Genomic DNA, 25640 nt, shown 5'->3' with positions numbered 1-25640 from the left:
CACAAGGCATGCCAAAAATATATTTTCTTTATTATCATATATTTATAGAAAAACCCCTCACAAAGGTGTCATAATGACATTGTTGACCACTGTCATTATGACGCTAGAATTGTCATATTGACAAATGCAGGTATTAAATATGACTTCATTAATCGCCCAATGGCTTCACATTACACAAGATCTGAATTCAGCTCTTACTCGACAAGCTCGCTTTGACACCTTGCTCACCACAATACGAGAAGTCTTAAAGTGCGATTCGTCTGCTCTGCTTCTTTATGAAGATCAACACTTTAAACCGCTAGCCATCAACGGTTTAGCAAAAGAAGTATTGGGTCGCCGTTTCTCTATCAATGAACATCCAAGATTAGAAGCGATTGCCCGCGCGGGTGATATTGTGCGTTTTCCATCGGATAGTAACTTACCCGACCCCTACGACGGCTTGATCCCGAACCATGATGACAAATTACACATCCATTCATGCATCGGGTTGCCCTTGTTAATAGACGATCATCTCATTGGCGCAATCACCATTGATGCTTTTGATCCCTTCCAGTTTGATTCACTTCTAAATCATGAGCTACGTTTTATCAGTGCGTTGGCCGCTGGCGGACTTCATACCGCATTGCTTCTAGAACAATTGGAAACACAGACCAGCTTGCCGAGAGAATCGTTTACTGAAAAACGGGCATTGAATGACGACATTATTGGCGAATCGCCAGAAATGAAGTCATTGCAACAACAAATTAATGCGGTCGCCGATACTGAACTGTCCGTATTGGTCATGGGCGAAACTGGGGTTGGAAAAGAGTTGGTTGCCAACGCCATTCATCATCGTTCTAATCGCGCAGATAAAACATTGGTCTACCTAAATTGTGCAGCGTTACCTGAATCTGTAGCAGAGAGTGAATTGTTTGGGCATATAAAAGGAGCGTTCACTGGAGCGATAAGTAACCGCAAAGGTAAATTCGAGCAGGCCGACGGTGGTACTTTATTTTTAGATGAGGTTGGTGAGTTGTCACTTGAATTACAAGCAAAGCTGTTGCGAGCTTTGCAGTATGGGGACATTCAACGCGTCGGGGATGACCGACATATCCGTGTCAATACGCGTATTGTGGCAGCCACCAACCGAATTTTGCATGAAGAAGTCACAACAGGACGTTTTAGAGCTGATTTATATCATCGTTTAAGCGTCTTTCCTATTCGCGTTCCGCCACTGCGTGAACGCGAGGAGGACGTAATATTGTTAGCTGGTTTTTTCGCAGAACAGCTACGAAGTAAATTGGGGCTTAATAGTATTCGTTTTTCGCCCGCTCTTATCCAAGCACTCAAACAATACTCATGGCCAGGGAACGTGCGAGAGCTGGAGCATATGATCAAACGTGCAGGTGTATTGTCCAAAGCTCGCACACACTCAGCGGACATCGAATTGATGGTGTCAGACTTTGATATCGAGACATCACCATCTGCAAGTTCAGATGGAATCAACACACCCGATATTTCGTCGATTAGTGAACCTATCGTGGGGCTTAAAGAAGCAACGGATAGGTATCAGAAAAAAACGATTCTTCATACTCTCAATCAAAACCAAGGAAACTGGGCAGCAACGGCTCGCCAATTAAAGCTTGATAGTGGAAATCTACATCGTTTAGCGAAACGTTTAGAGATCAAGCAATGATTAAAATGCATATTTGAATTATCAATTCATGATACGAATGAGATATTACTCAAACACTTTCATGTTTAACTTGGTGAAAATGAAAAATGTTGTTTATCATGAATCTAATTTCATGCATTAACGCCCCCTCAAACGGAGAATATAAATGACACTACGTACATTATCGTTTGCTTTTTTTCTTACAGCTATCAGCACCAGCTCATATGCAAACTCTGAATGTGAACTCACTATTGAAGCTAATGACATGATGCAATTTTCAAAACAAAGTTTAGCGGTTCCTGCAACTTGTGCTGATGTCACCCTAACCCTCAACCATACAGGAAAATTACCAGCTCAATCAATGGGTCATAATGTCGTGATTACCGACACAGCCAACCTTCAAACGGTTGCCACCGAGGGAATGTCTGCGGGAATTGAAAACGATTATGTAAAACCTGATGATTCTCGAGTTTATGCACATACAAAAGTTGTTGGAGGCGGAGAAAGCACAACTATCACGTTCAATACGGCAAACCTAGTCGCTGGGGGAGATTACTCATTCTTTTGTTCGTTCCCTGGACATTGGGCGATTATGAAAGGGACATTTGAGTTTAATTAAATAGACAAGTTAAATCATTTCATTTAGGCAAGGAGAAAAATCTCCTTGCTGGTCCTATTGAACCTTGCCTCTCACACGTTGCGTTCATCACCCGTCCTAGCCAATCTTTTATGTCGATTTGAGTTCTTTGCAATAATCTTGTCTGGGACGGATTTTCTTTCATGTATAAGGTGTCGTACTGCCAGAATAGGGTGTGTCAATAACATCCGAGGACCTGAATAGCGCATAACTAAGCGCATCTGCTCTTTTTCAGTTTTCTTATAACAATGTATCGGACACTTGTTGCAAGTTGGTTTACTGTTTCCATAAGGGCAACGGTCTAATCGTATTTCAGCATATTCTTTTAAGGTTTTACAATGATCACAGGTCTCTATTGTCTTGTGATGAGCTTGACAATAAACATCTATCATTGAAGAAACCGTTTTGAATTCAGTAGCTAAGGCACCGACTAACAATTTTGAAGACATACCGATTACCTAAAAATCATTTTTGAATACGAATCAAGAAAACATTGTTAAATTACGTCGCATCACGCAGGAGATAAAACATCAGCTTTAGAGGCGTTTGTGCGACGACACTATGAGGCAAATGAGCATCCATTAGCAACCATGCTCCTGCTTTAAGCGACTTAGTTTCATTCTCTAAAGTGAAAATGCACTCCCCTTCTAAGATTTGTGCAATCGCAGGTACCGAAGCCGTATGTTCGGTCATTTCTTCTCCTTGAGCAAAACCAAACATCACCGCTCTCATACGTTCACCTTTGTACACAGGGCGACTAGTAATACCTGCATTGGGAATATCAACTTCACTTGCTAAGTCTTCATATAGAGTATATTCGAACATCATTTACTTCCTCTTTTTCGCCACAAGTACAATCGCAGAAAGGTGGTTACTGTGTTCTTTGAAGACTTTTCTCATGCCCAGAACTCGCTTTCGGGCTTGTGGTTTGGTCAGCACATTCTTCAGAATTTTAATAAAACCTAGAATCCCTTCATCTGCAATAACCCGCTTTGGTTCTAACAAATGCATAGGCGCGAGCGCCTCGAATTCGACAACAAAGCCATTGCCTTCTAACAAGGTTTTCCATTCTGACGGCGTGATTGGTTTTGCGGGATGTTGAATTGTTTGAGAAACTGCTTTTTGGATCTTACGTTTGGTGTTTTCATCAATATTATCAGGAGTAATGCACAATTCATGGATACCGTAACGTCCAGTACTTTGTAAAATCCTAGCCGCTTCAGAAACAATTTCATTTTTACGCAAGTCCGATTGCATCGTTAGCATCGCTTCACCGTATACAACCGTAGCAACGTCCGAAAACAACTTTGTTTCTTGTGCGTTGCCGATTTGGCAGGTTTGGTTTTGACCATTTAGATAAGACCGAACTATTTCAGCCGCTTGTTCGTTTTGTTCAATCGCCGTATAGTGCGCTGGTGATTTTTTAAGCATTCACGTGCGGTGTAACCCATACCTGGTGCAAATTCAACCACGCTGTCTTGAGATGAGATGGATAAGGCATTGAGCATTCTATTTGTAAGCTCCCGCCCTCCTGGGCGAAGAACTTTCTTACCAAGTTGAGCAAGCACCCAGTGGCCAGGCGTTTTTTCTAATTCACGGTCAGCGTTAGGCATCGCGAGTTTTTCAGACATAGTAGCTCCTAAGTAAATAGCATGACAGGGGTAAAAAAGACAACCATTCCGACTAATGCGATCCATCGGAATCCGTAACTGATGTTTTTCATAATTTGCTCCTTGAGGACACAAACGATATTGGCATTGAAATCAATAATGATTCTTATTTATACTTTAGCAGCCTACTCAAAATGACTTGCTTGACAATTATCAAGCCTAAGGTACGCAAATTGCCCAATTCGATTCTGTCTCTTCTCAATGCTCAAGAAAAAGCTCAGTTGCTTACCAAGCGAAAACTCAAGCGTTATATGGCAGGCCAACTGCTTTTTACTCATGGCGAATCTGCACTGCATATGTATCACGTAGAGAAAGGCAAAGTTTCTCTGTTTCGATTGATGCCGAATGGCGATGAAAAATTGTTTAGAGTTTTTACTGCGGGAGAATTTATCGCGGAGATGGCGATGTTTATGTCGCCGAGAACTTACCCTATGAGTGCTCGAGTGGAACAAGAAACGGAATTGTCTGTGTTTCACTATCAAGATGTTCTCGAGGCATTTACACAATCGCCTGAAACATCAATAAAAGTCATGAATTATATGACCAATCGCATACATCAACTAATGGACACAGTTAACATTCTCACACAAGTAAATGCAAACCAAAGGCTAGTGATGAAGCTCGCGGATGTTTATCGGACTAAAAATAAAAATGACCAGAAGATCACGCTTCCAACAAACAAACGATTACTTGCCTCCCAATTGGGCATGACCCCTGAAACGCTATCTAGAGCTTTCAAGAAGCTCAAAGCGGAAGGTTTCATTACAGAAAATGGCAATCAAATTCGATTACTAGATATCGAAGCAATGTGTGAGAGTGTCGAATTAACCTCCGATATTTTTTATGTAATTGATGAGTAACTCTAAACTACTAATATCAGATATAAATACTTGGTAATAACATCAAACAGCACATAAATTGATTTAAATCAATTTTACGTACTAGCCGACCACTTTTTAAACTGACACTAGCCCACTACCCATTTTCTATCGATCTTCATGATCAGTCTTCTCTGCCAGTAATCTAGAAAGATAAAATTCATGCTAATGCATAAATACCTCTAAATTAACTCTAAGTAGGTACATACTTTTTGTGCAAAAATTATCCGAAATCAAAGTAAGTTGAATTACTATCCTTATCAACAGATTTACCGTGGCTGCCATCTTATAATGTCAATTCCTAACTGATGGTAACGATATGACTTTTATAGAATCTTTCACCCTGATACTAGCGTTGATTTATAGCGTTTGCTTGTTGTATACCAGTGGAAGAAAATTCGGTGCAATGACGACCAGTTGCATTTTTTTTGTTGCACTCATTTGCAATCTAAACTTGTCATCGCTAATTGCATTATTCCTCTGTTTAGTTGTAATTTCTGTACTGTCAAAACTGCAACCAAAATTTTTAGATGGGAATGCGAGAACTAACGTATTAAGAAAGTATTGCCAGCACGCAATGGCCCTTACGCTATTTTTAGTTGCTATTCAATACACTGCTCATACTTGGCTGCTTGTTCACCAAATATCACCGAGCTTCATGCGACCTGATGTAACTGACGCTTTCTTACCTATTGCTGCTGCAATTCAGCTCAAAGCCATTTTCACTCTCGGATTTTGGGATCAAACTCATCCTGCGGGAGCCGTAATGCTTGTGACTGTTCTGCTCACTGCAATTACTTGTAAACGCGCATTCTGTGGCTGGGTATGCCCTTTAGGTCTGGCAGGAGAATACATATATAACTTTCGTTTGAAGGTGATAAGAAAAGCTTATTTGGCACCAACTTGGCTCGACTGGCCACTTCGCATGATGAAATATGTCTTATTGGCATTCTTTATTTTTATTTCGTTGGGAATGCCTATTGCGAATATCCCTTACTATCTTAACGGAAATTATCATAAAATTGCGGATGTCAAAACGGCCTGGGTATTTGTTGAACCAGGAGTAATTACGCTTTCCATATTAGCGGTAATGTTATTAATGGCAGCATGGAGACAACGTTCTTTTTGTCGCTACTTTTGTCCTTATGGCGCACTATTAGGGATAGTAAGTGTGTTCAGCCCTTTCAAAATTCGTCGAGATGCTCATCATTGCTTAAATGAACGCGACGATCTAAATTGTGATAAATGCTCACGCGCATGTCCCTCAAACATTGTTATTCATACCGCGACACAAATTCGAACTGATGAATGCCAAGCTTGCTTACGTTGTGTTGCTGCATGTCCTAAAAAGGATTCACTTGGTTTTAAAACTCGCAATAATTGGCAGCTTTCAGCTAAACATCTACTCATTATGATTCTATTGATAATGTTTGGAGTTCCGTTAGTAGCGTTGACGCTTGGTTATTGGCATAGCCAAACAGACAATGAAATACGAATGTATCTTATTCAAATGATGGACTACATTAGCTATTAGTTTCCATCATTTTTAAATAGTACCTTTTAGTTTTACTTGAGTGTTTATCGCCACAACGTATAGTCATGCACCAAGTAGTCATTTCGTTTAAAGTTGGCACCATGAACTCGTAGCTTTGACAACTGCATGGTCGTATTAGCACTAATACTTGAGATCGGTTTAAGCCATCGCCATCAGCCCTTACTTCTCAGTATCCATGATGTTTATGAATGGATTTTATAACTCTTAGAAAAAGAAATTAGGCCCCCTAATAAACTCAACATAAAATCATGTAATCGGCGATTTCTAGAATAAGAAATTATATTTTTTCGGTTGATCATTGATTGTTTCGATAACGAATATCTGCATAAGGAAGACTGCTTGGTTTTAAAAATTAAAATAGCCTATGAAGATTTCAAAAGATGTATAAGTTGAAGTAAGACGATCTTCGTATCCACATCTATCAATACGAACAAAACCTTTAGATATGAGGCTCTCAATAGAAATCGAAAGCTCTTCGACACTACGATCTGTTATCTCTGCTAGCTTCACTACACTGTTTGATCTCTCATGAGATAACATGTTTAGGAGTTTAATATTATCGTTAGTTAACACCTGAGACAGCTCTGTTAACGATGTAAACCAGATATTGGGCATACCTTCGACATGTTTAATTTTACCACCTGAAATATCCAGGATATACTTCCGAACGAGTTCTTCCGAGGCGATCCCGATACTAGCTTTCATAGTCTATCCATGTTTATAATATATTAATTGTCTTTAAATCTCACTATTATTACTCACTACTTTGATGACTAGCAATAAGCTTAATGACATCAGCTGCAATATTTACTGCTTTAGTGTTTGATGGTATATCCATCTTATCTTGATATTGCACCCAAACTTCGCCGTTTTTAGATATGCGGATCATTGCAAATGTTTCGTTAAGAAATGACTTATTGACGCCAAGCTGCTCATGAATATCATCCTTCATAATCATCCCTATTACATGTTGACAGAAGAGTATGAGTTAATATTAATTCATCATTTTGTGAAAAACAATCCTATTCATTCACTAGATGTCAAAATGTACATTCGCATAAAATGTAAAAAGCCAGATCTTTGATCTGGCAGATATCAATGAGGTTTATTAAAGAGTGGAACACAAAGACTCTAATACCTTTCTTTCAGTGCTTAACTTTTTAACTCTATTACCAGTTTCAAAACCGTCTATTTTGCTCATGTGTTTAACAAAACGATCAGCATTTGCTTTACTTGAAATTTTGAAGTTAGATAAATGATTGTAAGTCTTAATTTTATCAGTTAATTTTTTATCATAGAAAAGCATATTCTGAAAAAGAATATCAGGCATAACGTATGCGTCTAATACTTGTTTAATTCTGTACATTGACTGATACAGATCTTGTGCTTCTACAGCAGTCAAAAGACCATCTAAAGCAAGCTTTTCAGCCATATCTGCGACGTCATGAACTGGCTTTGATATCTTTGCCGCCTCTTTCTTAATTCCCGCCCTGTCAATCTCGAAGTAACCACGGCATTCATTCACTTTTGTTTTTTGATATATTCCGTAATAGTATTTATGCTTAGCTAAAAATTTCTCATATGCACCTCGAGTAATCTCGAACTCCCCCGACTTCACACATTCAGAAGCATTGTTACTTACAAATTCTTCAAATGTATACTTGGGGTACTCATCAATACGTTTTTGAGCAACATTAATCACCATTGTCATTGGAGATCTATTTCTAGAATCTTCATTATTTATCTTTATATTTAATCGAAGATAAAGAGTCATACCTTTTCTATGTCGATACGGAGTATAATACATACCATCATTATTTTTGTTATATCTTTCTTTATCTACTGCCATATTAATTGCATCTGCGTTATTAGCCATGATTAAAACCTTATCATTTATTTTTATCTTTTAATATAAGATACCAGTAAAATTAATATAAGTAAAGAAACTGATATTTTCAAAAAAATAATTTTAAGATATTGATCTTAAAGATCTATCTCATACAAAGGAACTAATATTTTATTATTATTGGCAGGAAGATTTGATAAATTATTTATTAACCATGATGAATCATTGAGTTTTCAAGCCTTAGGCAAATATTAAAAAACAATGACTAGATCATTATCTATAGATAATAAAAGATCTACATTGAATGACCAAGATAATTAATATAAAACGAACATCTACTTATAACCACCTCTGGAAGTAACCTTTTCTAACTTACAGATAAAAAATTAATTATGAATATATTACACTATGTCAATAGCTTCTCCTTTGCATTCAAATTTGCACTCAATAAATTCTTCAGTACAAAAAGTTTCAGAATCTTTCTGTGACTCAAATTTTTTAAGTTCCTTTAAAGAGATCACTTCTAAATTGAAATCGTTGATGAATGTTTGCATAGCTAACTTGTGTTGAATCTCGTTGCTGTTATCTCTGATAGAAGAGAACAAATCAATAAACAACTGGCGGAGAACATCAGAGAATGCGTCGCTAAGTTGTACTAAATTGATCTGAATAGCGATCGCACAAGACATTTTATTTCCACTTTGTATAAACCTTCTAGAGCGAAAATGGAATCGATCGTTCTGTAAAATCGCTTGCAGTTTATTAAAGTAAATTTTGTTAGCAGTGAACAAAACAAGTAACCAGCCGTTATCGTCAGACTGACGCTTTACGTAACTTATATGCGCTTCTCTTTTCTGCCTTTGCGATAGCAAAGCTGACTTATTAATTTCTTCTTTAAAACGATCGAAATTGAGTGAATCAGCTGATAGTATTCCGTTTTTTATAAGCTTACCGAGGGTAAACTTGCGGTTTCCACCTAGCTGAGATGCAGAAAATCGGTGGTCGCTCAGTTTAAAGATAAGGCTAGATACTTTCCCGTCCTTCTCTCGTACTTCGACTGTGAGTTCTGGATGTTGCTTCTCTACCGCAAAGACAAATTCCGCTAGCGTTGAGCAATGATTAAGACGGTTAATCGCTCTCGAAATCAATCGTGCAACTTGCGCTTTTTTAGTTTTAACTCTTGCATTATTGATGCTTGAACTATCGTCATAGCAAATATCTATACTCGAAACTAACTGCCGCAGGCCGAACTCGATTTCAAGTTCCCTCATTACCTCTTGTGCAAGATAATAGCTATAGCTGTCAGAGACTTTCTTTCGAGTTATCATATCTATAGTGCTAGTCACGATATGTACATGCTCTTCGTCCGTATCATTATGCTTGAAAGATATATAGCGACAATTGTCGTATCCAAGTTTATCCATAAGCCTCTTGACAGTCTTTTGCCATTGAGTGTTACTCAAATGTTCGTTCGTATCTAAAGAAACTATCATGTGCTTGAACTGTTGCTTTACAGCGGGATTTAGAGCAATTGATTGATGCATTTCCGTGATGGCCATTGACAAGTCTAATAACTCCCCTGCCGCTGTTCTAGCTTCATGAGGAATGTGGATGATGTTGTTGGCGTATATGAACTCAGTTATTGCAGCACGCTCTTTGCTAGTACCAGCGGAATAGTTAATTAGGTTTTTCGCAACACGCTCATCGTTACCTTTTATATAATCAACAAGTATATGTACAGTCTTCTTATTGTGCTTTTTTTGTTTTTGTTCAGGTTCTTCATATATCATAGTTTTTTCTCTTTTTTTCTTGTATCAAACTTTCTAATTTTTCAATCGAAATATGCTCCTTTGCTATTTCATACGCAGTATCTTCAGTAAAGCAATTTATTAACAAGAGCCTGGTTTCTTGGAATTCTCGTTTTAATACTTCAAATGCTTGGAAAACTAGCTCTACCTCTTGTCTATCAAGCTGTTTTCCATTTTCTAGGTGTGAAGCAATAGAGCTAATATCTTTAAAAATACCCGATGTTTTATGGAAAAAGCTTTTTGAAGCTTCAAGTACAACTGGTTTAACCACCATCGTCCTATTTAATATAGCTCTCATATAAGCAGATAAAGTGCTATACCCTGATTTTTTCTTATTATCTATTTGTGTTTGATATTCAATTTCTGTAAAGTTTATTTTCACTGATTTAGACAACTTGTCTTCATCAGACTTTCTTTTTTTAATTTTATCTTTCTTTGCAGACTGTAGTGCTTTTTCTATTTTCAAAAGTTCATTTTTATCTACAGAATGGAATATATCTATGTAATCACTCATTGCTTGTGTTCCTTATTATAATTGTTATATGTCAACTTTTTTGAGCGAAGCGATAATGGCTTAATATAGCGCTAACCTCGAAGAGTGTTAGTGCAACCGAACTAATTGTGAGGAAATCGTCTGATGAGGATATTTGGGACAAATAGAACTCACAGACATAGCTTGCTTAAATTTTCATTTTTTATATTATTGCTTTATATTAATATTAATTTCAACTTATATTTCACTTTTAATAGAAGTAAATTTAATCCAAATGACATAGCTCAAAGGCCAATAATTAGGACAATTGAATAATCATATATAAATCAATAACATTGAAAATTTTAATTAATAGGTTACTTTCTAAATAAGTAGACTATTAATTAATAATCTTAAACCTTAAGTAGTCATATAACAACTTGTTCTCACAGTATAAGTAGTCAGTAATTATGATAAGTTGAAGATTAAGTACATATTACTTACTATTAATTAATGGGTAATTTATTTAAAATATAAATCCAATGCAATTTTAGCATACAACAATTAATAGAGATTGTTCCCACAGCTAATCAATAAGCACCTTAACCTCATTCAAATCATAGACTTTAGGTGGTGAGTCTTGGTATTTGGAAGATTTTTTCTAGTCATGCTCCCATAATGAAGACCCAAAACGATCACTCAATAGTCAAAGGCGGAGCAGTTGCGCGAAGTCGCACTTTTGTTGTCAATAGGGCTTGGTGAACACTCACGATTTGGCCTCAATAGGCTTTGATCATGTGTCATTCCTGTTATGTACATCATACTGAAATGACACAGATATCTAAATACCAACCTATTTATGTTTAATGACTGTTTTTGCAATTATACCTGTTCAACTTAAAGATGCAGGTTTCAAAATCTGAAAATTATCCGTAATTCTGGATACGAGTGTGCCTGCAACTTCTGGTAGCGTCACATCGAAAAACTCTTTGATGGCTGAAGTAAATTAAGGCTTGGATGCGAAGTAAATATTATTCCTCACATGCTCATTCATCACTTTCCAAAGCCGCTCTATTGGATTTAAATTTGGACTGTAAGGCGGTAAGTAATGAAGCTCGATATTGAGCAATTTTGCCGCATTTTTCACCAACTCTGACTGATGATAGGCGGCACCATCAAGCACTAGGTGAACTTTTTGCTCCAGCGGATAATGCTCCTTTTTGAGCTTCCAGAAGAAGCGAACAATGCTCTCGCTGTTTATCGTGTCATACGTTTCTGTCACCGTTGCGCCAATATTTTGAAGCGGTAACGCACCGATAATATTAAGACGTGTTCGACTGCCTGTTGTCTCAATCACTTTGTCTTGGCCTTTTCGTATCCAGCCATAACTGAGTTTTGTTGACTGCGTAGGATGAACAGCATCCATGAATAACACAGGGTCTTCGCTGTTTTTTAGCGTCTCGTTGTAGTATTCGATAAAGGCTTGCTGCATCTCTGGATTAAACTTGTGCGGTACACCTTTCGGTTTCTTATATGAGAAGCCGTGATGATGTAACCACTTGTTCATGCCAGCAACTAACGGATACCGAACTCAGCTTGTACATAAGCGACAATTTGGTGGGTATGAAAGTACGTATTTTCAGCCAGATGCTCGATAAGTTGCATGGTTTGCCCAGCAGAAAGTCGGCTCTGGCTACCACCATTTTCAGGCTTAAGTTTTTCAGAAAGAACATAATCACTGAGATGACGAGCAACGGTCGATTCGTGAATACGAAGAGCTTGAGAAATCATGGTCTGACTCCAACCTTCAGACGCAAGTAAAACCACTTTGATGCGGTCACGCACTCGACCATCACGAGTTGAATCGTGCATCTCTTCGAGTTGTTGTTTCTGTTGAGGAGTCAGTGTAATTTTCATGGTTCGTAGCATGATCCTGATTCTAAAAAAATCAAGCATCTTCAATGATCACGGGTATAATCGTATAACAGTCTTGTATCTTATACATATTAGAATGCTCCTACGATCCTGATACAGTGGGTAGGTTAAATCTAAGTAATCCCTTACCTTCTGATTTACCAACTTTTTCTTCTATTCCAACTAAACCATTTTTTGAATAAGATTCAATGATATGATCTATGTCACGGCTACTATCATCATATCCACACTTTATCGAAAAGTTGTTTAAAGAGCCTATGATTATTTCCATATTCTCTTTTGTGAAGTACACTATTACACGATTATCTTTCAAAAACTGATTAAATAAAACTCTATCTTTTTCAGCTGAGAAATCAAGATCCAGGCTAGAAATTTTACCTGTAATCAATGACTTACTGTTCTTGATTTCATTTTCAATTTTTTCTCTTTCCATTCTCTTAACATTGTAATGATTTTCCCATTCGTCATCATCAGTATATTTTGCCATAAATGTACGTATCTTTGACATTTCCTTATTAAGGATGTTAATTTTTTCTTCTAAATGAGATATATCAACACTTTGCGAAAAATCAAATTTCAATGATTTAAGAACACTATAAACTTTATTTTGAGCTAAATAATAATTTATATTTTCGGATTTACATTTAGTGTTTTTCCTCTTCTTATTACACTTTAAATACTGACCTTTGGTTGGATTCTTAACCTTTCGGCTAGAGTATGCCATTATATATCCACACTTAGTAAATTTTACATAGCCGTTCTCATCTTCATTTCTAATTAAACAACCACACTTCCCTACACCGACAAAAACATTACGAAATATATCACTAGCACCTCCAGTATTTTCCCGCGTTCTTTTTTGAACTGCATAGTATGTTTTATCATCTATGATTCTAGGATAGTAATCTTTACCATCTAATTTTCCAATTACGTTTGGATTTCTTATATATGCATTGATAGAAGATTCAGATAGAGGACTATTTTTAGTTGTTTTTACTAGATTACCATTATCATCAAACTTGTATCGGTATATCTCCAATTCACCAAGGCTCTTAATGATTTTTTGAGGTCCATAATTAAATTTCAGTTTTAAATCAAATATTTTCCTAACAATTTCGGCATTTTCTTCAATTATTGTATAAGACCTCAAGTCTAAGTTCCTAACTAACCAGAAAGGTGGTTTAGCGATAGACTTTTTTCCTGAACGTTCAAGCAATTTTCTACTAGCTTTTATTCTTGTACTTTTCTGACTAGACTCTTGGTATGCTAAGTGCATTCCGATTTCAAGTAGTAGTCTCGCTGATACACTAGATATACCTTCCATATTTTCTTCAAATACAAGATTCCATTTCGTGATAGCGACTTTAACACCAGCATCGAGAATGCTTTGAAATTTCTTCCTCACAAAGTCAACATTAGCGCGACTAAACCTGTCTATTAATTCAATTACAATAAGATCGCCTTTTGCAATCTTGCCACTTTCAATGTCTTTCATCAAAGTTCCGAGTTCGCCTCTTTTAAAATTGGCGGTTGTGTAAGCGCTTTTACCATGGTCTTCATACACTAATCCCTTTGAGTATGCCGATTTACCATCGTCTAAGAGACGTTTGTTGTATTCAGAGATCCAATGCTCACAAACCTGTTCTTGCCTTTGTATGCCCAGTCCTTCCTCTGCCTGAATCTGCTTGCTAACACGTTGGTATAGATGATATTTCTTCATTTTTAACTAGTACATTTTAAACAATCATAAATGTAGCTTATCATACAATTGTCATTTGCAAACTGTGGCTTACCCTATCACATTGGTGGCGATGTCCAAGAGCGCAGCAAACTGCTTCTTCAAACGCCTGAGAGCTTTCTAGCGCGTTTCAATGTTGATGTCCGTGTGATGAACGAAGTGGTTTCTATTAACCGTCAAGACAAAACGGTTACGGTTAACAATTTGCTTGATGGCTCGGAATACCAAGAGAGCTACGACTTTCTTCTACTTAGCCCTGGCGCAGGTCCAGTTGTGCCGCCTATTCCGGGTATTGATAACCCGTTAACACACTCGCTGCGCAATATTCCAGATATGGATCGCATCATTAAAACGATCGAAACCAACAAAGTTGAACACGCTACGGTCGTTGGTGGTGGTTTTATCGGTTTGGAAATGATGGAAGCCTTCCACCAGCTAGGCATAAAAACCACATTAGTTGAAATGGCGGATCAAGTGATGACGCCCGTTGACCGTGAAATGGCTGGCTTCGCACATGCTGAAATTCGTGAGAAAGGCATCGACCTTAAACTTGGCGTCGCACTTGAGTCGGTGAAATTCGTACCTAACGAGCACGTGGCAAGTTTCGACTCTGGTGAAAGCGAAAAACACCAACATCTAGAAGGTGAATTGGAATTAACACTAAACAATGGTGAAAGACTCACCACCGATATTCTGATTATGGCAATTGGTGTTCGCCCCGAGACCAAATTAGCAAAAGAAGCTGGCTTAGAAATCGGCGCTCTTGGTGGTATTTATACCAATGAATACATGCAAACCAGCGATCCTTCGATCTACGCTGTCGGCGACGCGGTAGAAGAGAAAGACTTCGTGACTGGCGAGCAAACTCTAGTGCCACTTGCGGGCCCGGCAAACCGTCAAGGCCGAATGGCAGCAGACAACATGCTTGGCCGCCAAGAAACTTACCAAGGTACGCAAGGCACGGCGATCTGTAAGATTTTTGATTTAGCCGTCGCTTCTACTGGTAAAAACGAGAAACAGCTGAAACGTGAAAACATCGCTTATGAAAAAGTGTATGTGCATACAGCAAGTCACGCGAGTTACTACCCAGGTGCAGAAACCGTGTCATTCAAAATGCTGTTTGATCCAGTAACAGGTAAAATATTAGGTGCGCAAGCAGTAGGTAAAGACGGTGTTGATAAACGTATCGACGTAATGGCAGTTGCTCAGCGTGCTGGTATGACGGTAGAGCAACTGCAACACCTCGAGCTAACTTACGCGCCACCTTATGGCTCTGCTAAAGATGTAATTAACCAAGCGGCGTTTGTGGCAAATAACATCATCAAAGGCGATGCGACCGCGATTCATTATGATGAAATGGATTCACTGACAGAAGACCAACTGTTACTTGATGTTCGTAATCCTGGTGAATTGGAGTCCGTTGGTTATCTTGAAGGTGCAATTAATATTCCTGTCGATCAACTACGTCGTCGCATGCACGAACTTCCTAAAGACAAAGAGATCGTGATTTACTGTCAAGTTGGGTTACGCGGTAACGTAGCATACCGTCAGCTGGTCAACAATGGTTACAAAGCCCGCAACTTGATTGGTGGATACAGAACTCTCAAATTTGCTCGCTTATAACTTGATAATAAAAAAGAGAAAACCACGTGCTTGGTTTTCTCTTTTTTTGCAGGAAAGAAAGCGTAGATCATTCACCTTCAATTGCCAAACGGACTGCTGCTTGAGCATGGATAGAAGTGGTATCGAGTAGTGTAACATCGGTGTGACTTTGGTTTACAAGTAAGGCAATTTCAGTACACCCGAGAATCACAGCTTCAGCTCCGTGCTCTTTTAGTTTTTCAATAATTTGCAAGTATATCGTCCTTGACTCCTCTTTGATTTCACCTTGGCATAACTCTTTATAAATAATGTTATGTACTTTAGAGCGGTCGTCTTGATCGGGAATGATGACATCAAGCCCATAGAGGTCTGAAAGCCTTCCTTTATAAAAGTCTTGCTCCATTGTGAATTGAGTACCAAGGAGTCCGATCTTTTGAACCCCTTTCTCACGAAGTAACTCAGCAGTCGCGTCTGCGATATGTAGTATAGGGATATTAGTACTGGCTTCAATTTGAGGCGCAACTTTGTGCATTGTGTTAGTACAAATAAGAATGAAGTCAGCGCCCCCTTTTTCTATTGAAGATGCAGCATCAGATAAAATGCTTGCCGTTTCTTCCCATTTACCTTGATGTTGAAGTTTCTCTATCTCCGAAAAATTCACGCTATACATACAAATTTTTGCGGAATTTAGGCCGCCTAACGCCTCTTTGACTCCTTCGTTGATCAATTTGTAATAACTAAGCGTCGACTCCCAGCTCATACCACCTAGAAGACCGATAGTTTTCATATAACTCTCCAATCGTTATACACCACCGTGCCAGGGGTGTTTTTACAAAAAAATCAGCCACTTAAATAAGCAGCATTCAAGCGTCTTCACTATTGAGCATTGGGTAACACGAAAATAAAATCATTCCCACAAGGACCGCTACGCGATTCTCATAAATCCTCGCAATATCGTTACTGCATTTCCAGAAAGCTTAACGTGCTCAGTGCTTAACAACTCTGTATGGACGACCCCACTTCTCTTGGAGGCTTGGAAGCCTTTCAGTTGCTTTTTGTTGAGCTCTTTAGCCCAGTAAACACATAAAGCGCAATGTGCAGAGCCTGTAACTGGGTCCTCATTAACACCTACCCAAGGCGCGAAGTATCGAGAGACAAAATCGGCGTCAGTGCTTGATTGAGCAGTGATGACGACGCCACGGCCTTTTTGTTTAAAAAGCGCACCAAAATCAGGGTCGAGCTGTTCAAGCACAAATTCATCATTAATGACGACCAACTGCTTATTATCAAACTGACCGTAGGCGACTACATTGGCGGCATCTAACCCCAAACCATGAAGTAAGTCTTTGTTAATACTAGCTCGCATATCTAAAGTTGGAGCAGGAAACACCAAATGAATTTCTTCATGATCGAGTTGTGCAGTTAAAACCCCAGATAGCGTAACGAACTCAATCGTATCTCCAGTATTATATAACCCCTGCTCTTTCAGAACGTGCGCCGTTGCAAGTGTGCCGTGTCCACACAAAGCAACTTCCGTCCTCGGTGTAAACCAACGAAGTTGCATTGTACTGAGTGACAGAAATGCCGTTTCAGATAACGACATCTCGGCCGCGATGGCCAACATCGTTTCCTCATCAAGGCTTGACTCTGTGATACAAACACCCGCGGGATTACCTTTGAAAACCTCTGATGTAAACGAGTCAACCTGAAAAATTTTAACTTCCACGAAATATCCTTAAGTTCTATCAAACACGTAATTCTGTATCACGTGATTTTTAATATCTGTTGTTTGAGCGAAAAAAACCTATGAAATTTTCTACCAACCTTATAGGTCTTGTTGGAAGCGCTAACAAACAGGAGAATGTAGTTAATTATGCAAAACGTAAAAAGCCATCATCAATGTGACTCAATTGGATATCTTATCGGAGTTTTCGGCGTTTCTTTAGTTCTAATATGGATTGGTATTTATAAATTCACACCTACAGAGGCCAAGCTTATACAACCGCTCGTTGAAAATCATTTTCTGATGAGTTGGTTGTATGATGTGATGTCAGTTCAAGCCGTATCAAACATCATTGGCGCAACAGAAATCATTGTCGCTATTGGATTAATCGTTGGCCTTAAAAACACACGAGTCGCTTATTTTTCTGGCATAGCCGCCGCAATTATTTTTCTTGCGACACTCAGCTTTCTAATTACGACACCGAATACATGGAAAGTGTCTGATGGGGTTTTGGTGACAAACTTCTTTTTAGTAAAAGATATTCTATTTTTAGCTATTGCGATTAGCGTCATCGAACGAAACAAGCCAAACAGAGAATAACTCTAAATAGTTCGAAATCTTGTTTTTCCAGAACGTAGCCTGAAAGGTGCAAACGACTTACAAGTCGAATGGTTCTGTCAATAACTCTAAACAAAGGCTCTTAAATTTAGAGTGTTTAAGAGTCTTTGCCTCTTAATTATGCGAAACAACATCCTAGCGTAAAGTGAAAAGAAAAGCCTTTCACTCTACTGCTAAGGTTTATTGATACTTTGCCGAAGTAATGAACTCACCGAATGTCTCGCACCATACAACAACCGTATTGTATTCAGAAATTGAAGTGCTTTGAGGAACCTCAACAACGAAGTTATCGAACGTTTTGACATCACCAATTAAGCTCATCTCAGATTTAAGGTCATTAAACTCTTGTTCCGTTTCGACAAACTTAGGAGATAGATAGAGTTTATAGTCTGGTCCGGGAGCGAGTTTTCCTACCAACGTAATGACTTCAGAACTCAAATGAATTTCTCCCTCTCCCCAATGAAAAGCATCGCTACCTTTGAGTTCCCTCTTAAACACTGCGCTGTATTCTGCGCCTTGCTTACTCTTAGCAACTTGCTCATCGGTCGGCGCAGGTGGTGCAATAAGGATCGGTAAAGTATAGACACCTATCGCAATGCCAATAGAAACTGCCACTAAGTGACTGATTGTTAATTTAATTATATTTTTCAAGGTCATAAGCATCTTCTTATTAGTTTTACTACTTGAATTTAGATTCAAATCGGCCTTATCTGTCTATTATCGAGCAGCATAATGTCATTAACATTATACACAAGCTATGCGCACTAAATGCAGACTGAGCGCAATTAAAAACGGCTGATAATTAATATCAGCCGTTTGCTTATCGGAAATGTCGTTGTGCCGGTTTGGTCACTATTCCGCTTCCACCAAAGCGATCTTATCGGATGTCGATTTTTCCAATTTTATCGCAATAAACTTAGAGGTTGGCGTAAACGTTCTATCCCCATAACTGTCCAAAGGAACTAATGGGTTTGTTTCTGGATAGTAAGCCGCCGCCTGACCTGCTGGTACATCATAGGCAACAAGCGTAAATCCGCTCACACGGCGCTCAACGCCATCTTCCCACAATGACACCATGTCCACTTTGTCGCCCGGTTCAAAACCGAGTTTACGAATATCCGCTTCATTGATAAACAGCACTTCGCGCATACCAAATACTCCACGATAACGGTCATTCAAGCCGTAAAGTGTCGTATTGTATTGGTCGTGTGAGCGCATGGTTTGCAAGATCAAATCTGGCTTTTGGCCTTTTTCGAGTATCGCTTCGCTGATCAACTGCTTCGGCAACTCGCTAGAGCTGAACTGTGCTTTGCCGCTTGGTGTATTCCATCGACGCTCGGCAGCTGGGTTTACCAAGTGGAATCCACCCGGGTGTTTAAGCTTATGGTTAAAGTCGGTAAAGCCCGGAATCGTGTCGGCAATCAAATCGCGAATACGGTCGTAATCTTCAATCGCCCACAACCAATCAATTGGTTTTGCCCCGAGTGTAGCATTGGCAATACCGGCAATAATCGCTGGTTCTGAACGCAAATGCTCCGAACGCGGTTTTAGCTGACCAAATGAGATATGTACCATGCTGAAGGTATCTTCAACCGTCACGCCTTGTGGGCCAGTCGCTTGCTGATCAATCTCAGTACGGCCTAAGCATGGAAGAATAAGCGCATCTTTACCTGTGACAAGGTGAGAACGATTTAACTTCGTCGAAATGTGTACGGTTAAATTACAGTTTCGCATCGCGTTGTGCGTACGTTCTGTGTCTGGCGTTGCTTGTGCAAAGTTACCGCCCAAACCGATAAATACTTTCGCTTGCCCTTCTTCCATCGCTTTAATGGCTTGCACAGTGTTGTGGCCTTCACCACGCGGGACGTCAAAGTTAAATCGACTTTCAATGCGATCCAACAACAGATCTGAAGGTTTTTCATCAATGCCCATCGTACGGTCGCCCTGAACGTTACTGTGACCACGCACTGGTGAAAGACCCGCGCCCGGCTTACCAACGTTACTTCGTAACATTTGCACGTTTGCGACTTCTTTAATGGTTGGCACAGAGTGACGATGCTGAGTCAACCCCATCGCCCAACACATGATCACACGTTCTGCACGTCGATACATGCTCGCCACCATCTCGATTTCACTTAAATCAAGACCCGATTGTTCCGCGATGTGTTCCCAAGAGGTTGCGTCCACTTCAGCCAAATACTCATCAATACCTGTTGTGTGTTGCTTGATGAATTCACGATCAAATACCGCTTTTCCACCGTTTTGCAATGCCTCGCGTTCCCATTGCAACAAGAATTTCGCGATGCCACGAAATACTGCCATGTCTCCGCCCAAAGCAGGACGCAGGTACGCCGTGTTGGTAGGCTCTGAGCCGTTACTCAACATCTCAATCGGCATTTGTGGGTTTTGGAAACGCTCTAACCCACGCTCTTTCAGCGGGTTTAGACAGATAACCTGTGCACCACGTTTTACCGCTTCGCGCAGAGGTTCCAGCATTCGTGGGTGGTTCGTGCCCGGATTTTGACCAATCACGAAAATCGCATCAGCTTCTTCAAAATCATCAAAGATCACTGTGCCTTTACCAACACCAATGGTGTCTTTCATCCCTATTGCACTGGCTTCGTGACACATGTTGGAACAATCTGGAAAGTTATTGGTACCGAATGCGCGGACAAATAGCTGATACAAAAACGCCGCTTCGTTGCTTGCACGACCAGAGGTATAAAACTCCGCTTGGTGCGGTGAATCCAATTGATTGAGATGCTTCGCGACAAGTGCAAAAGCCTCATCCCAAGAGACTGGCACATAGTGATCGGATTCTGCATCGTATCGCATTGGGTGCGTGATACGGCCTTGGTATTCCAACCAGTAATCGGTTTGCGTTGAGAGAGAAGAAACGCTGTGATTGGCAAAAAACTCAGGATCAACCAGACGATTGGTCGCCTCCCAGTTTACCGCTTTCGCGCCATTCTCACAGAAATTGACTTTACCGCTATCTGGCGACTCACCCCATGCACATCCCGGGCAGTCGAAACCGCCATTTTGGTTGGTTTTGAGCATAGTGCGAATGTTTTTAACTGCATTTTCACTGCCCCACCAACTTCTGGTTACGGCTTTCAGTGCACCCCAACCACCAGCTGGACCTTTGTATGCTTTTATTTGTTCTTTTTGGCTCACGACTTTACTCCTCGCAGATATACCAGCAAGCAGGGTGCCCGTGAAAACAAGCGCGTTATTTATTGAGATAATGCGGAAGTATTGAAGGGCTTAGTTTCTAATCCATGTATTTTTTAATCCAAATAAGTAACCACTCAACATGCTCTCGCCTGTCCGAGCGTTTACTTATCTAGATTCTTGATATCGGATACCCGCCTACTGTTTCTAAGACTGGTAGATTCAATTTGCATTGCTGCGTCTTGATCTAAATCAAAGATTAAGTCGATATTCAATATGCGTCCAATTGATAATCCTGACCGAGTGATAAACAAAATCTATGACGAATTTTTCCACTGACGGTTATCACATTTTTAATCAATACAATTTATGAGGCTAATCGTTTTCCCATTCGATTCCACCTAGTTCGATTAACGAACTCAATAAAATCGCTACTCTTGATAATAGATAATATCTATCACACTATAGATACTTTAAATTTGACCCTAATTAATATCAGGAATAGCCTTGATTCAGATCAATTTTGAGTGTGGTTTTATTCTTGACTTGGTTTTGGTTTTCCATTTCCTAGTTAAAACGCTCCAGCGCTTAAAAAGTACGGTAGTGCTGTGCCCTTTTTAGGGAGTTCCCCCGTACATGTGACTCACAACGCAAGGTTAACAAGCCATTATGGATATCAAACAACTTAAATATCTCATCGCACTTGAACAGACCAAACACTTTGGTCAAGCCGCCGCATTGTGCCACATTACGCAGCCTACCTTGTCCATGAGGATCCGAAGCCTAGAGGAAGAGCTCGATCTCGAATTAATCCAAAGAAGTCAACGATTTGAAGGATTTACTGAAGCCGGAGAACGCATTTTGGCTTGGGCAAAAACCGTCTTAGCAGCTCATGATGGATTGCAAGCCGAAGCCGCCAACTGCCGTGGTCAATTGGTCGGCTCTCTTCGGCTTGGAATGGTGCCACTCGCCAGCCAAAACCCTATGCAATTGCTCAAACCATTAGCTCAACAGTTCCCTGAGTTACGCTTTCAAATACTCTCCATGACGACCGAACAGATCATAGACCAACTCAATCGAAATCAACTTGATTTGGGGATGTGTTATGTCGATCAAGTTAACACCGCTTACTTCGATGTTATCGAGCTAGATTCAACCAAACTTGGCGTTTTATTCGATGAGCGTCATTTTGATTTTGCCGAATCTGAAGTGTTATGGGAGTCACTCAATAACATTCCGCTAGGGCTGCTTTCGAAGGGCATGCACTATCGCCACTCCATTGATCTTAGCTTTGTGAGTAAAGGGCTGGTTCCGCAAACCGTCATTGAAAGTAACTCCACCTTTCACTTGATCCAAGCAGTAACCAGTGGCCTTTGTTGCGCCATTATGCCGCTGAATTGTGGATTGGAAGAGTTGAACGATACGCTTCGCATTATCCCTATCGAAGAAGCCGCCGTTCACGCCCCGCTAGGTTTGTTAAAGCGAAAACAAGAACCCTTCTCCGCGCTAACCGATCAGTGCTTCGCAGAAGCAAAACACATATTCAATCGATAACAAGAATCCACACGTCAATTTTTGGCATACATAACGGCTTATGAGGTGATTTCATGAGATGTACTACTCAATCTTATTTTGAACTGTCCGATTTCAATCAAGCACCACCTCAACCAAGTGCGTTCAATTACCGAGAATTGATTGATGGCCGCCCAGTGCAACAAATGTCGCTGGCGAGTGAATCCGCCTTAGCTATCAGCTATAACGGCATTAGCCAAGCGGTCATGATGGTGACGCCAGGCCATCTGGAAGACTTCGTGAAAGGATTTAGCCTAAGCACAGGCATCGTCCACGATTTCAAAGAGATTAAAGACATTGAAATTGGTGGCGATCACGAATCTCACTATGCGGAAGTGGAAATCAGCAACCGCGCTTTCTGGGCGTTAAAAACACAGCGCCGAAATCTTGCCGGCACAACCGGATGCGGCATTTGTGGTGTAGAGGCTCTGGAACAAGCTTTGCCTGATTTGGCACCGCTAACACCGTCTCTTCCTCCGCGCTCCGATGTATTTGAAGGGCTGCGAGACAAAGTCGCACTGCATCAAGAAGCCGCACGTGAATCTGGCGCGTTACACGCCGCTTTATTTGCAGATTTACAAGGCAACATCAAGTTGTGCCGAGAGGACATCGGCCGTCACAACGCGCTAGATAAGTTGATTGGCGCATTGGCCAACAATCACATCGAGCCTCAAAGTGGCTTCGCTATCATGACAAGCCGTTGCAGCTTAGAGTTGATCCACAAAGCCGTTCGCGCGCGTATCCCCACTCTGGTTTGCTTATCTGCACCTACAGCGTTAACTGTCGAATGGGCAAGAAGAAACCATTTGAACCTAATTCACTTACCAAAACACGGCTCGCCACGTCTATACAGCCCTGCGCCTTAACACGTCAACCTAGCCAAATCCCTAATATTTCTAACAGAGACCTCTGGGTCTCTGTTGTTTGCTTCTCGTTCCCAATTGATACTTAGCGACAAGACACTATTCTCTCCAACCAAACGTGCTCACCCCTTGTCAGCACTAAGCTTGCATATATTAACCTGCTTGCATTTGAACGCTTTCCAATCCGATAAGAACCCTGTCAAAAACCCATAAATTAGTAAGGATTTTGTGTGACTCTTTTCACGCTTTTCCGCCTTCCTAGGCATTTCTAGGAATTTTTCCTAGCCGATCTAGGCAACCATCTCATGTGCCTCACAAAACCACTCTCTAGAATTCCGCTCAGTCAAAGGTAACAAGAGCACATAACGGTCGCCGTTGTGTTTCTAAAACAATTACAAGAGAGTTCATCATGTTAAAATTCCTCGAACAGGTGCGGAAGCCGACCCTCGATCTTCCTGTCGAAGTTAGAAGAAAGATGTGGTTTAAACCGTTCATCCAATCTTACTTGGTCGTATTTATCGGCTACCTAACCATGTACTTGATTCGTAAGAACTTCAATGTCGCGCAAAACGACATGATCTCAACTTACGGTTTGAGCATGACAGACCTAGGTCTTATTGGCCTTGGCTTCTCCATCACATACGGCATCGGTAAAACCGTTGTCTCTTACTACGCTGACGGTAAGAACACCAAGCAATTCCTCCCTTTTATGCTGATCCTTTCTGGTCTTGCAATGCTTGGTTTCAGCTTCAGCATGGGCGGCGGTAGTGCAAGCCTGTTCTTGATGGTGGCTTTCTACGCTCTGAGTGGTTTCTTCCAAAGTACTGGTGGCCCTTCTAGTTACTCAACCATTACAAAATGGACACCTCGTAACAAACGCGGCTCTTACCTAGGCTTGTGGAACATGTCACACAACGTTGGTGGTGCGGGCGCAGCGGGTGTTGCTCTTTTCGGTGCCAACTACCTATTCGACGGACACGTAATCGGCATGTTCGTGTTCCCTTCTATCATCGCGATCATCGTTGGTTTTATCGGTATGCGCTTTGGTAGCGACTCTCCAGAAGCTTACGGTCTAGGTAAAGTAGAAGAACTTTTCGATGAAGCAGTGAGTGAAGAAGACACCGCCGCTGAAGAAAACCAGATGACCAAAAAAGAAATCTTTGTTGAATACGTTCTTAAAAACAAAGTTATCTGGCTACTTTGCTTTGCCAACATCTTCCTTTACATCGTTCGTATCGGTATCGACCAATGGTCAACGGTATACGCGTACCAAGAACTTGGTCTGTCAAAAGAAACGGCAATCTCTGGCTTTACTCTATTCGAAGTCGGTGCGCTTGTGGGTACTTTGATGTGGGGTTACTTATCTGACTTAGCAAACGGTCGCCGCGCATTGGTTGCTTGTGTGTCTCTTGGTTTGATCATCGTATCGCTTGAGTTCTACCAACACGCCACTAGCGAGTTCATGTACTTAGCCTCACTATTTGTATTGGGCTTCTTGGTGTTTGGTCCGCAACTTCTTATCGGTGTTGCCGCGGTTGGTTTTGTCCCTAAAAAAGCAATCAGTGTGGCTGACGGCGTAAAAGGTACATTCGCTTACCTAATCGGTGACAGCTTCGCGAAACTTGGTCTCGGTATGATTGCAGACGGTACACCTATCTTCGGCTTAACAGGTTGGAAAGGTACCTTCGCAGCTCTAGATACCTCCGCCATGATTTGTATTGTTTTGCTTGCTTTCGTCGCTATCGCGGAAGAGAAGAAGATTCGACACGCGAAGAAGCTTCAACTTGCACAAAACCAAGCCTAACTTCTCTGCGCGCTTTACTTCGGTAAAGCGCGCAAGATCATTAAAATGAGTTGATCAATTCAGTATCATTAAAGGTTTTTCTATTGGCTCC

At 40.5% G+C, this 25640-nt stretch carries 20 protein-coding genes and 3 pseudogenes; 9 read left to right on the top strand and 14 right to left on the bottom strand.

Features of this window, described 5'->3' with window-relative positions; all coding sequences use genetic code 11:
• Window positions 1–139: 139 nt before the first annotated feature.
• Window positions 140–1675 carry a nitric oxide reductase transcriptional regulator NorR gene (gene norR / locus R7Q47_RS05365; protein WP_029830530.1) on the top strand — a complete coding sequence of 512 codons (1536 nt, stop codon included), beginning with the start codon at window positions 140–142 and terminating at the stop codon, window positions 1673–1675.
• A 145-nt stretch (window positions 1676–1820) separates the two neighbouring features.
• Entirely contained in the window at window positions 1821–2273 is a 453-nt protein-coding gene (gene azu, locus R7Q47_RS05360) for an azurin (RefSeq protein WP_000175463.1), read from the top strand.
• 71 nt (window positions 2274–2344) lie between these two features.
• Here the strand turns inward: azu and R7Q47_RS05355 are convergent, their stop codons facing one another.
• The 3 genes and pseudogenes from R7Q47_RS05355 to R7Q47_RS05345 all read right to left on the bottom strand — a co-directional run bounded on the left by R7Q47_RS05355 (window position 2345) and on the right by R7Q47_RS05345 (window position 3922).
• Window positions 2345–2740 (bottom strand): nitrous oxide-stimulated promoter family protein, encoded by a 396-nt coding sequence (locus tag R7Q47_RS05355; RefSeq protein ID WP_079852185.1) that lies wholly within the window; start codon window positions 2738–2740, stop codon window positions 2345–2347.
• 52 nt (window positions 2741–2792) lie between these two features.
• Window positions 2793–3116 carry a cupin domain-containing protein gene (locus tag R7Q47_RS05350; protein ID WP_198107476.1) on the bottom strand — a complete coding sequence of 108 codons (324 nt, stop codon included), beginning with the start codon at window positions 3114–3116 and terminating at the stop codon, window positions 2793–2795.
• Window positions 3117–3119: 3 nt separating this feature from the next.
• Window positions 3120–3922, bottom strand: a pseudogene (locus R7Q47_RS05345) (class I SAM-dependent methyltransferase).
• Window positions 3923–4134: 212 nt separating this feature from the next.
• On the opposite strand from R7Q47_RS05345, the gene R7Q47_RS05340 reads away from it, so the two are divergent.
• On the top strand, window positions 4135–4821 hold the full coding sequence (locus R7Q47_RS05340) for a Crp/Fnr family transcriptional regulator (protein WP_065779166.1): 687 nt from the start codon (window positions 4135–4137) through the stop codon (window positions 4819–4821).
• Window positions 4822–5158: 337 nt separating this feature from the next.
• Entirely contained in the window at window positions 5159–6373 is a 1215-nt protein-coding gene (locus R7Q47_RS05335) for a 4Fe-4S binding protein (RefSeq protein WP_029830527.1), read from the top strand.
• A 366-nt stretch (window positions 6374–6739) separates the two neighbouring features.
• On the opposite strand, the gene R7Q47_RS05330 is transcribed toward R7Q47_RS05335, so the two are convergent.
• From R7Q47_RS05330 to R7Q47_RS05300, 7 genes and pseudogenes are all read right to left on the bottom strand, one after another.
• On the bottom strand, window positions 6740–7099 hold the full coding sequence (locus R7Q47_RS05330; protein ID WP_029830526.1) for a transcriptional regulator: 360 nt from the start codon (window positions 7097–7099) through the stop codon (window positions 6740–6742).
• A 49-nt stretch (window positions 7100–7148) separates the two neighbouring features.
• Window positions 7149–7346: a hypothetical protein gene (locus R7Q47_RS05325; RefSeq protein WP_065779155.1), complete on the bottom strand. Its 198-nt coding sequence runs from the start codon at window positions 7344–7346 to the stop codon at window positions 7149–7151.
• Between the two features lie 156 nt (window positions 7347–7502).
• A complete protein-coding gene (locus R7Q47_RS05320; protein ID WP_140064756.1) occupies window positions 7503–8270 on the bottom strand; it encodes a hypothetical protein in 768 nt (255 codons plus the stop codon).
• 371 nt (window positions 8271–8641) lie between these two features.
• A complete protein-coding gene (locus R7Q47_RS05315) occupies window positions 8642–10030 on the bottom strand; it encodes a relaxase/mobilization nuclease domain-containing protein (RefSeq protein ID WP_268208445.1) in 1389 nt (462 codons plus the stop codon).
• A complete protein-coding gene (locus tag R7Q47_RS05310) occupies window positions 10020–10562 on the bottom strand; it encodes a hypothetical protein (protein ID WP_014234480.1) in 543 nt (180 codons plus the stop codon). The genes R7Q47_RS05315 and R7Q47_RS05310 overlap by 11 nt, the downstream gene beginning before the upstream one ends.
• An 850-nt stretch (window positions 10563–11412) precedes the next feature.
• Window positions 11413–12437 (bottom strand): annotated as a pseudogene (locus tag R7Q47_RS05305) (IS630 family transposase).
• A gap of 100 nt (window positions 12438–12537) precedes the next feature.
• Window positions 12538–14175, bottom strand: a complete 1638-nt coding sequence (locus R7Q47_RS05300) for a recombinase family protein (RefSeq protein ID WP_213901232.1) — start codon at window positions 14173–14175, stop codon at window positions 12538–12540.
• A gap of 48 nt (window positions 14176–14223) precedes the next feature.
• Between R7Q47_RS05300 and R7Q47_RS05295 the strand changes: the two are divergent.
• Window positions 14224–15816 (top strand): annotated as a pseudogene (locus R7Q47_RS05295) (FAD-dependent oxidoreductase); the annotation flags it as partial.
• Window positions 15817–15883: 67 nt separating this feature from the next.
• Here the strand turns inward: R7Q47_RS05295 and R7Q47_RS05290 are convergent.
• Together R7Q47_RS05290 and R7Q47_RS05285 are read right to left on the bottom strand one after the other, a co-directional pair.
• On the bottom strand, window positions 15884–16582 hold the full coding sequence (locus R7Q47_RS05290; protein ID WP_154204410.1) for an aspartate/glutamate racemase family protein: 699 nt from the start codon (window positions 16580–16582) through the stop codon (window positions 15884–15886).
• A 138-nt stretch (window positions 16583–16720) separates the two neighbouring features.
• Window positions 16721–17521, bottom strand: a complete 801-nt coding sequence (locus R7Q47_RS05285) for a PhzF family phenazine biosynthesis protein (protein WP_154204411.1) — start codon at window positions 17519–17521, stop codon at window positions 16721–16723.
• 147 nt (window positions 17522–17668) lie between these two features.
• Between R7Q47_RS05285 and R7Q47_RS05280 the strand changes: the two genes are divergently transcribed.
• Window positions 17669–18118: a YkgB family protein gene (locus R7Q47_RS05280; protein ID WP_005376100.1), complete on the top strand. Its 450-nt coding sequence runs from the start codon at window positions 17669–17671 to the stop codon at window positions 18116–18118.
• 198 nt (window positions 18119–18316) lie between these two features.
• Here R7Q47_RS05280 and R7Q47_RS05275 read toward each other — a convergent pair whose 3' ends face one another.
• Together R7Q47_RS05275 and R7Q47_RS05270 are read right to left on the bottom strand one after the other, a co-directional pair.
• The gene (locus R7Q47_RS05275) at window positions 18317–18793 is read right to left on the bottom strand and encodes a DM13 domain-containing protein (protein WP_154204412.1); all 477 of its coding nucleotides are present in this window, start codon (window positions 18791–18793) and stop codon (window positions 18317–18319) included.
• 195 nt (window positions 18794–18988) lie between these two features.
• Complete coding sequence (locus R7Q47_RS05270) at window positions 18989–21313, bottom strand: FdhF/YdeP family oxidoreductase (RefSeq protein WP_154204413.1); 2325 nt, start codon at window positions 21311–21313, stop codon at window positions 18989–18991.
• A gap of 666 nt (window positions 21314–21979) precedes the next feature.
• Between R7Q47_RS05270 and R7Q47_RS05265 the strand changes: the two genes are divergently transcribed.
• The 3 genes from R7Q47_RS05265 (at window position 21980) to uhpT (ending at window position 25549) form a co-directional block, all read left to right on the top strand.
• Entirely contained in the window at window positions 21980–22864 is an 885-nt protein-coding gene (locus R7Q47_RS05265) for a LysR family transcriptional regulator (protein WP_069539794.1), read from the top strand.
• A gap of 53 nt (window positions 22865–22917) precedes the next feature.
• On the top strand, window positions 22918–23748 hold the full coding sequence (fdhD, locus tag R7Q47_RS05260; RefSeq protein ID WP_017447522.1) for a formate dehydrogenase accessory sulfurtransferase FdhD: 831 nt from the start codon (window positions 22918–22920) through the stop codon (window positions 23746–23748).
• 406 nt (window positions 23749–24154) lie between these two features.
• Window positions 24155–25549 carry a hexose-6-phosphate:phosphate antiporter gene (gene uhpT / locus R7Q47_RS05255; RefSeq protein WP_021707729.1) on the top strand — a complete coding sequence of 465 codons (1395 nt, stop codon included), beginning with the start codon at window positions 24155–24157 and terminating at the stop codon, window positions 25547–25549.
• Window positions 25550–25640: the final 91 nt, after the last annotated feature.

The sequence above is a fragment of the Vibrio sp. Vb0349 genome, assembly GCF_033338975.1.
This window is presented reverse-complemented; position numbering and strand designations above follow the sequence as displayed.

Coding starts and splice junctions, on each gene's coding strand:
- norR (WP_029830530.1), top strand. CDS start 140: ATGACTTCATTAATCGCCCAATGGCTTCACATTACACAAGATCTGAAT.
- azu (WP_000175463.1), top strand. CDS start 1,821: ATGACACTACGTACATTATCGTTTGCTTTTTTTCTTACAGCTATCAGC.
- R7Q47_RS05355 (WP_079852185.1), bottom strand. CDS start 2,740: ATGTCTTCAAAATTGTTAGTCGGTGCCTTAGCTACTGAATTCAAAACG.
- R7Q47_RS05350 (WP_198107476.1), bottom strand. CDS start 3,116: ATGTTCGAATATACTCTATATGAAGACTTAGCAAGTGAAGTTGATATT.
- R7Q47_RS05335 (WP_029830527.1), top strand. CDS start 5,159: ATGACTTTTATAGAATCTTTCACCCTGATACTAGCGTTGATTTATAGC.
- R7Q47_RS05330 (WP_029830526.1), bottom strand. CDS start 7,099: ATGAAAGCTAGTATCGGGATCGCCTCGGAAGAACTCGTTCGGAAGTAT.
- R7Q47_RS05325 (WP_065779155.1), bottom strand. CDS start 7,346: ATGAAGGATGATATTCATGAGCAGCTTGGCGTCAATAAGTCATTTCTT.
- R7Q47_RS05320 (WP_140064756.1), bottom strand. CDS start 8,270: ATGGCTAATAACGCAGATGCAATTAATATGGCAGTAGATAAAGAAAGA.
- R7Q47_RS05315 (WP_268208445.1), bottom strand. CDS start 10,030: ATGATATATGAAGAACCTGAACAAAAACAAAAAAAGCACAATAAGAAG.
- R7Q47_RS05310 (WP_014234480.1), bottom strand. CDS start 10,562: ATGAGTGATTACATAGATATATTCCATTCTGTAGATAAAAATGAACTT.
- R7Q47_RS05300 (WP_213901232.1), bottom strand. CDS start 14,175: ATGAAGAAATATCATCTATACCAACGTGTTAGCAAGCAGATTCAGGCA.
- R7Q47_RS05290 (WP_154204410.1), bottom strand. CDS start 16,582: ATGAAAACTATCGGTCTTCTAGGTGGTATGAGCTGGGAGTCGACGCTT.
- R7Q47_RS05280 (WP_005376100.1), top strand. CDS start 17,669: ATGCAAAACGTAAAAAGCCATCATCAATGTGACTCAATTGGATATCTT.
- R7Q47_RS05275 (WP_154204412.1), bottom strand. CDS start 18,793: ATGACCTTGAAAAATATAATTAAATTAACAATCAGTCACTTAGTGGCA.
- R7Q47_RS05265 (WP_069539794.1), top strand. CDS start 21,980: ATGGATATCAAACAACTTAAATATCTCATCGCACTTGAACAGACCAAA.
- fdhD (WP_017447522.1), top strand. CDS start 22,918: ATGAGATGTACTACTCAATCTTATTTTGAACTGTCCGATTTCAATCAA.
- uhpT (WP_021707729.1), top strand. CDS start 24,155: ATGTTAAAATTCCTCGAACAGGTGCGGAAGCCGACCCTCGATCTTCCT.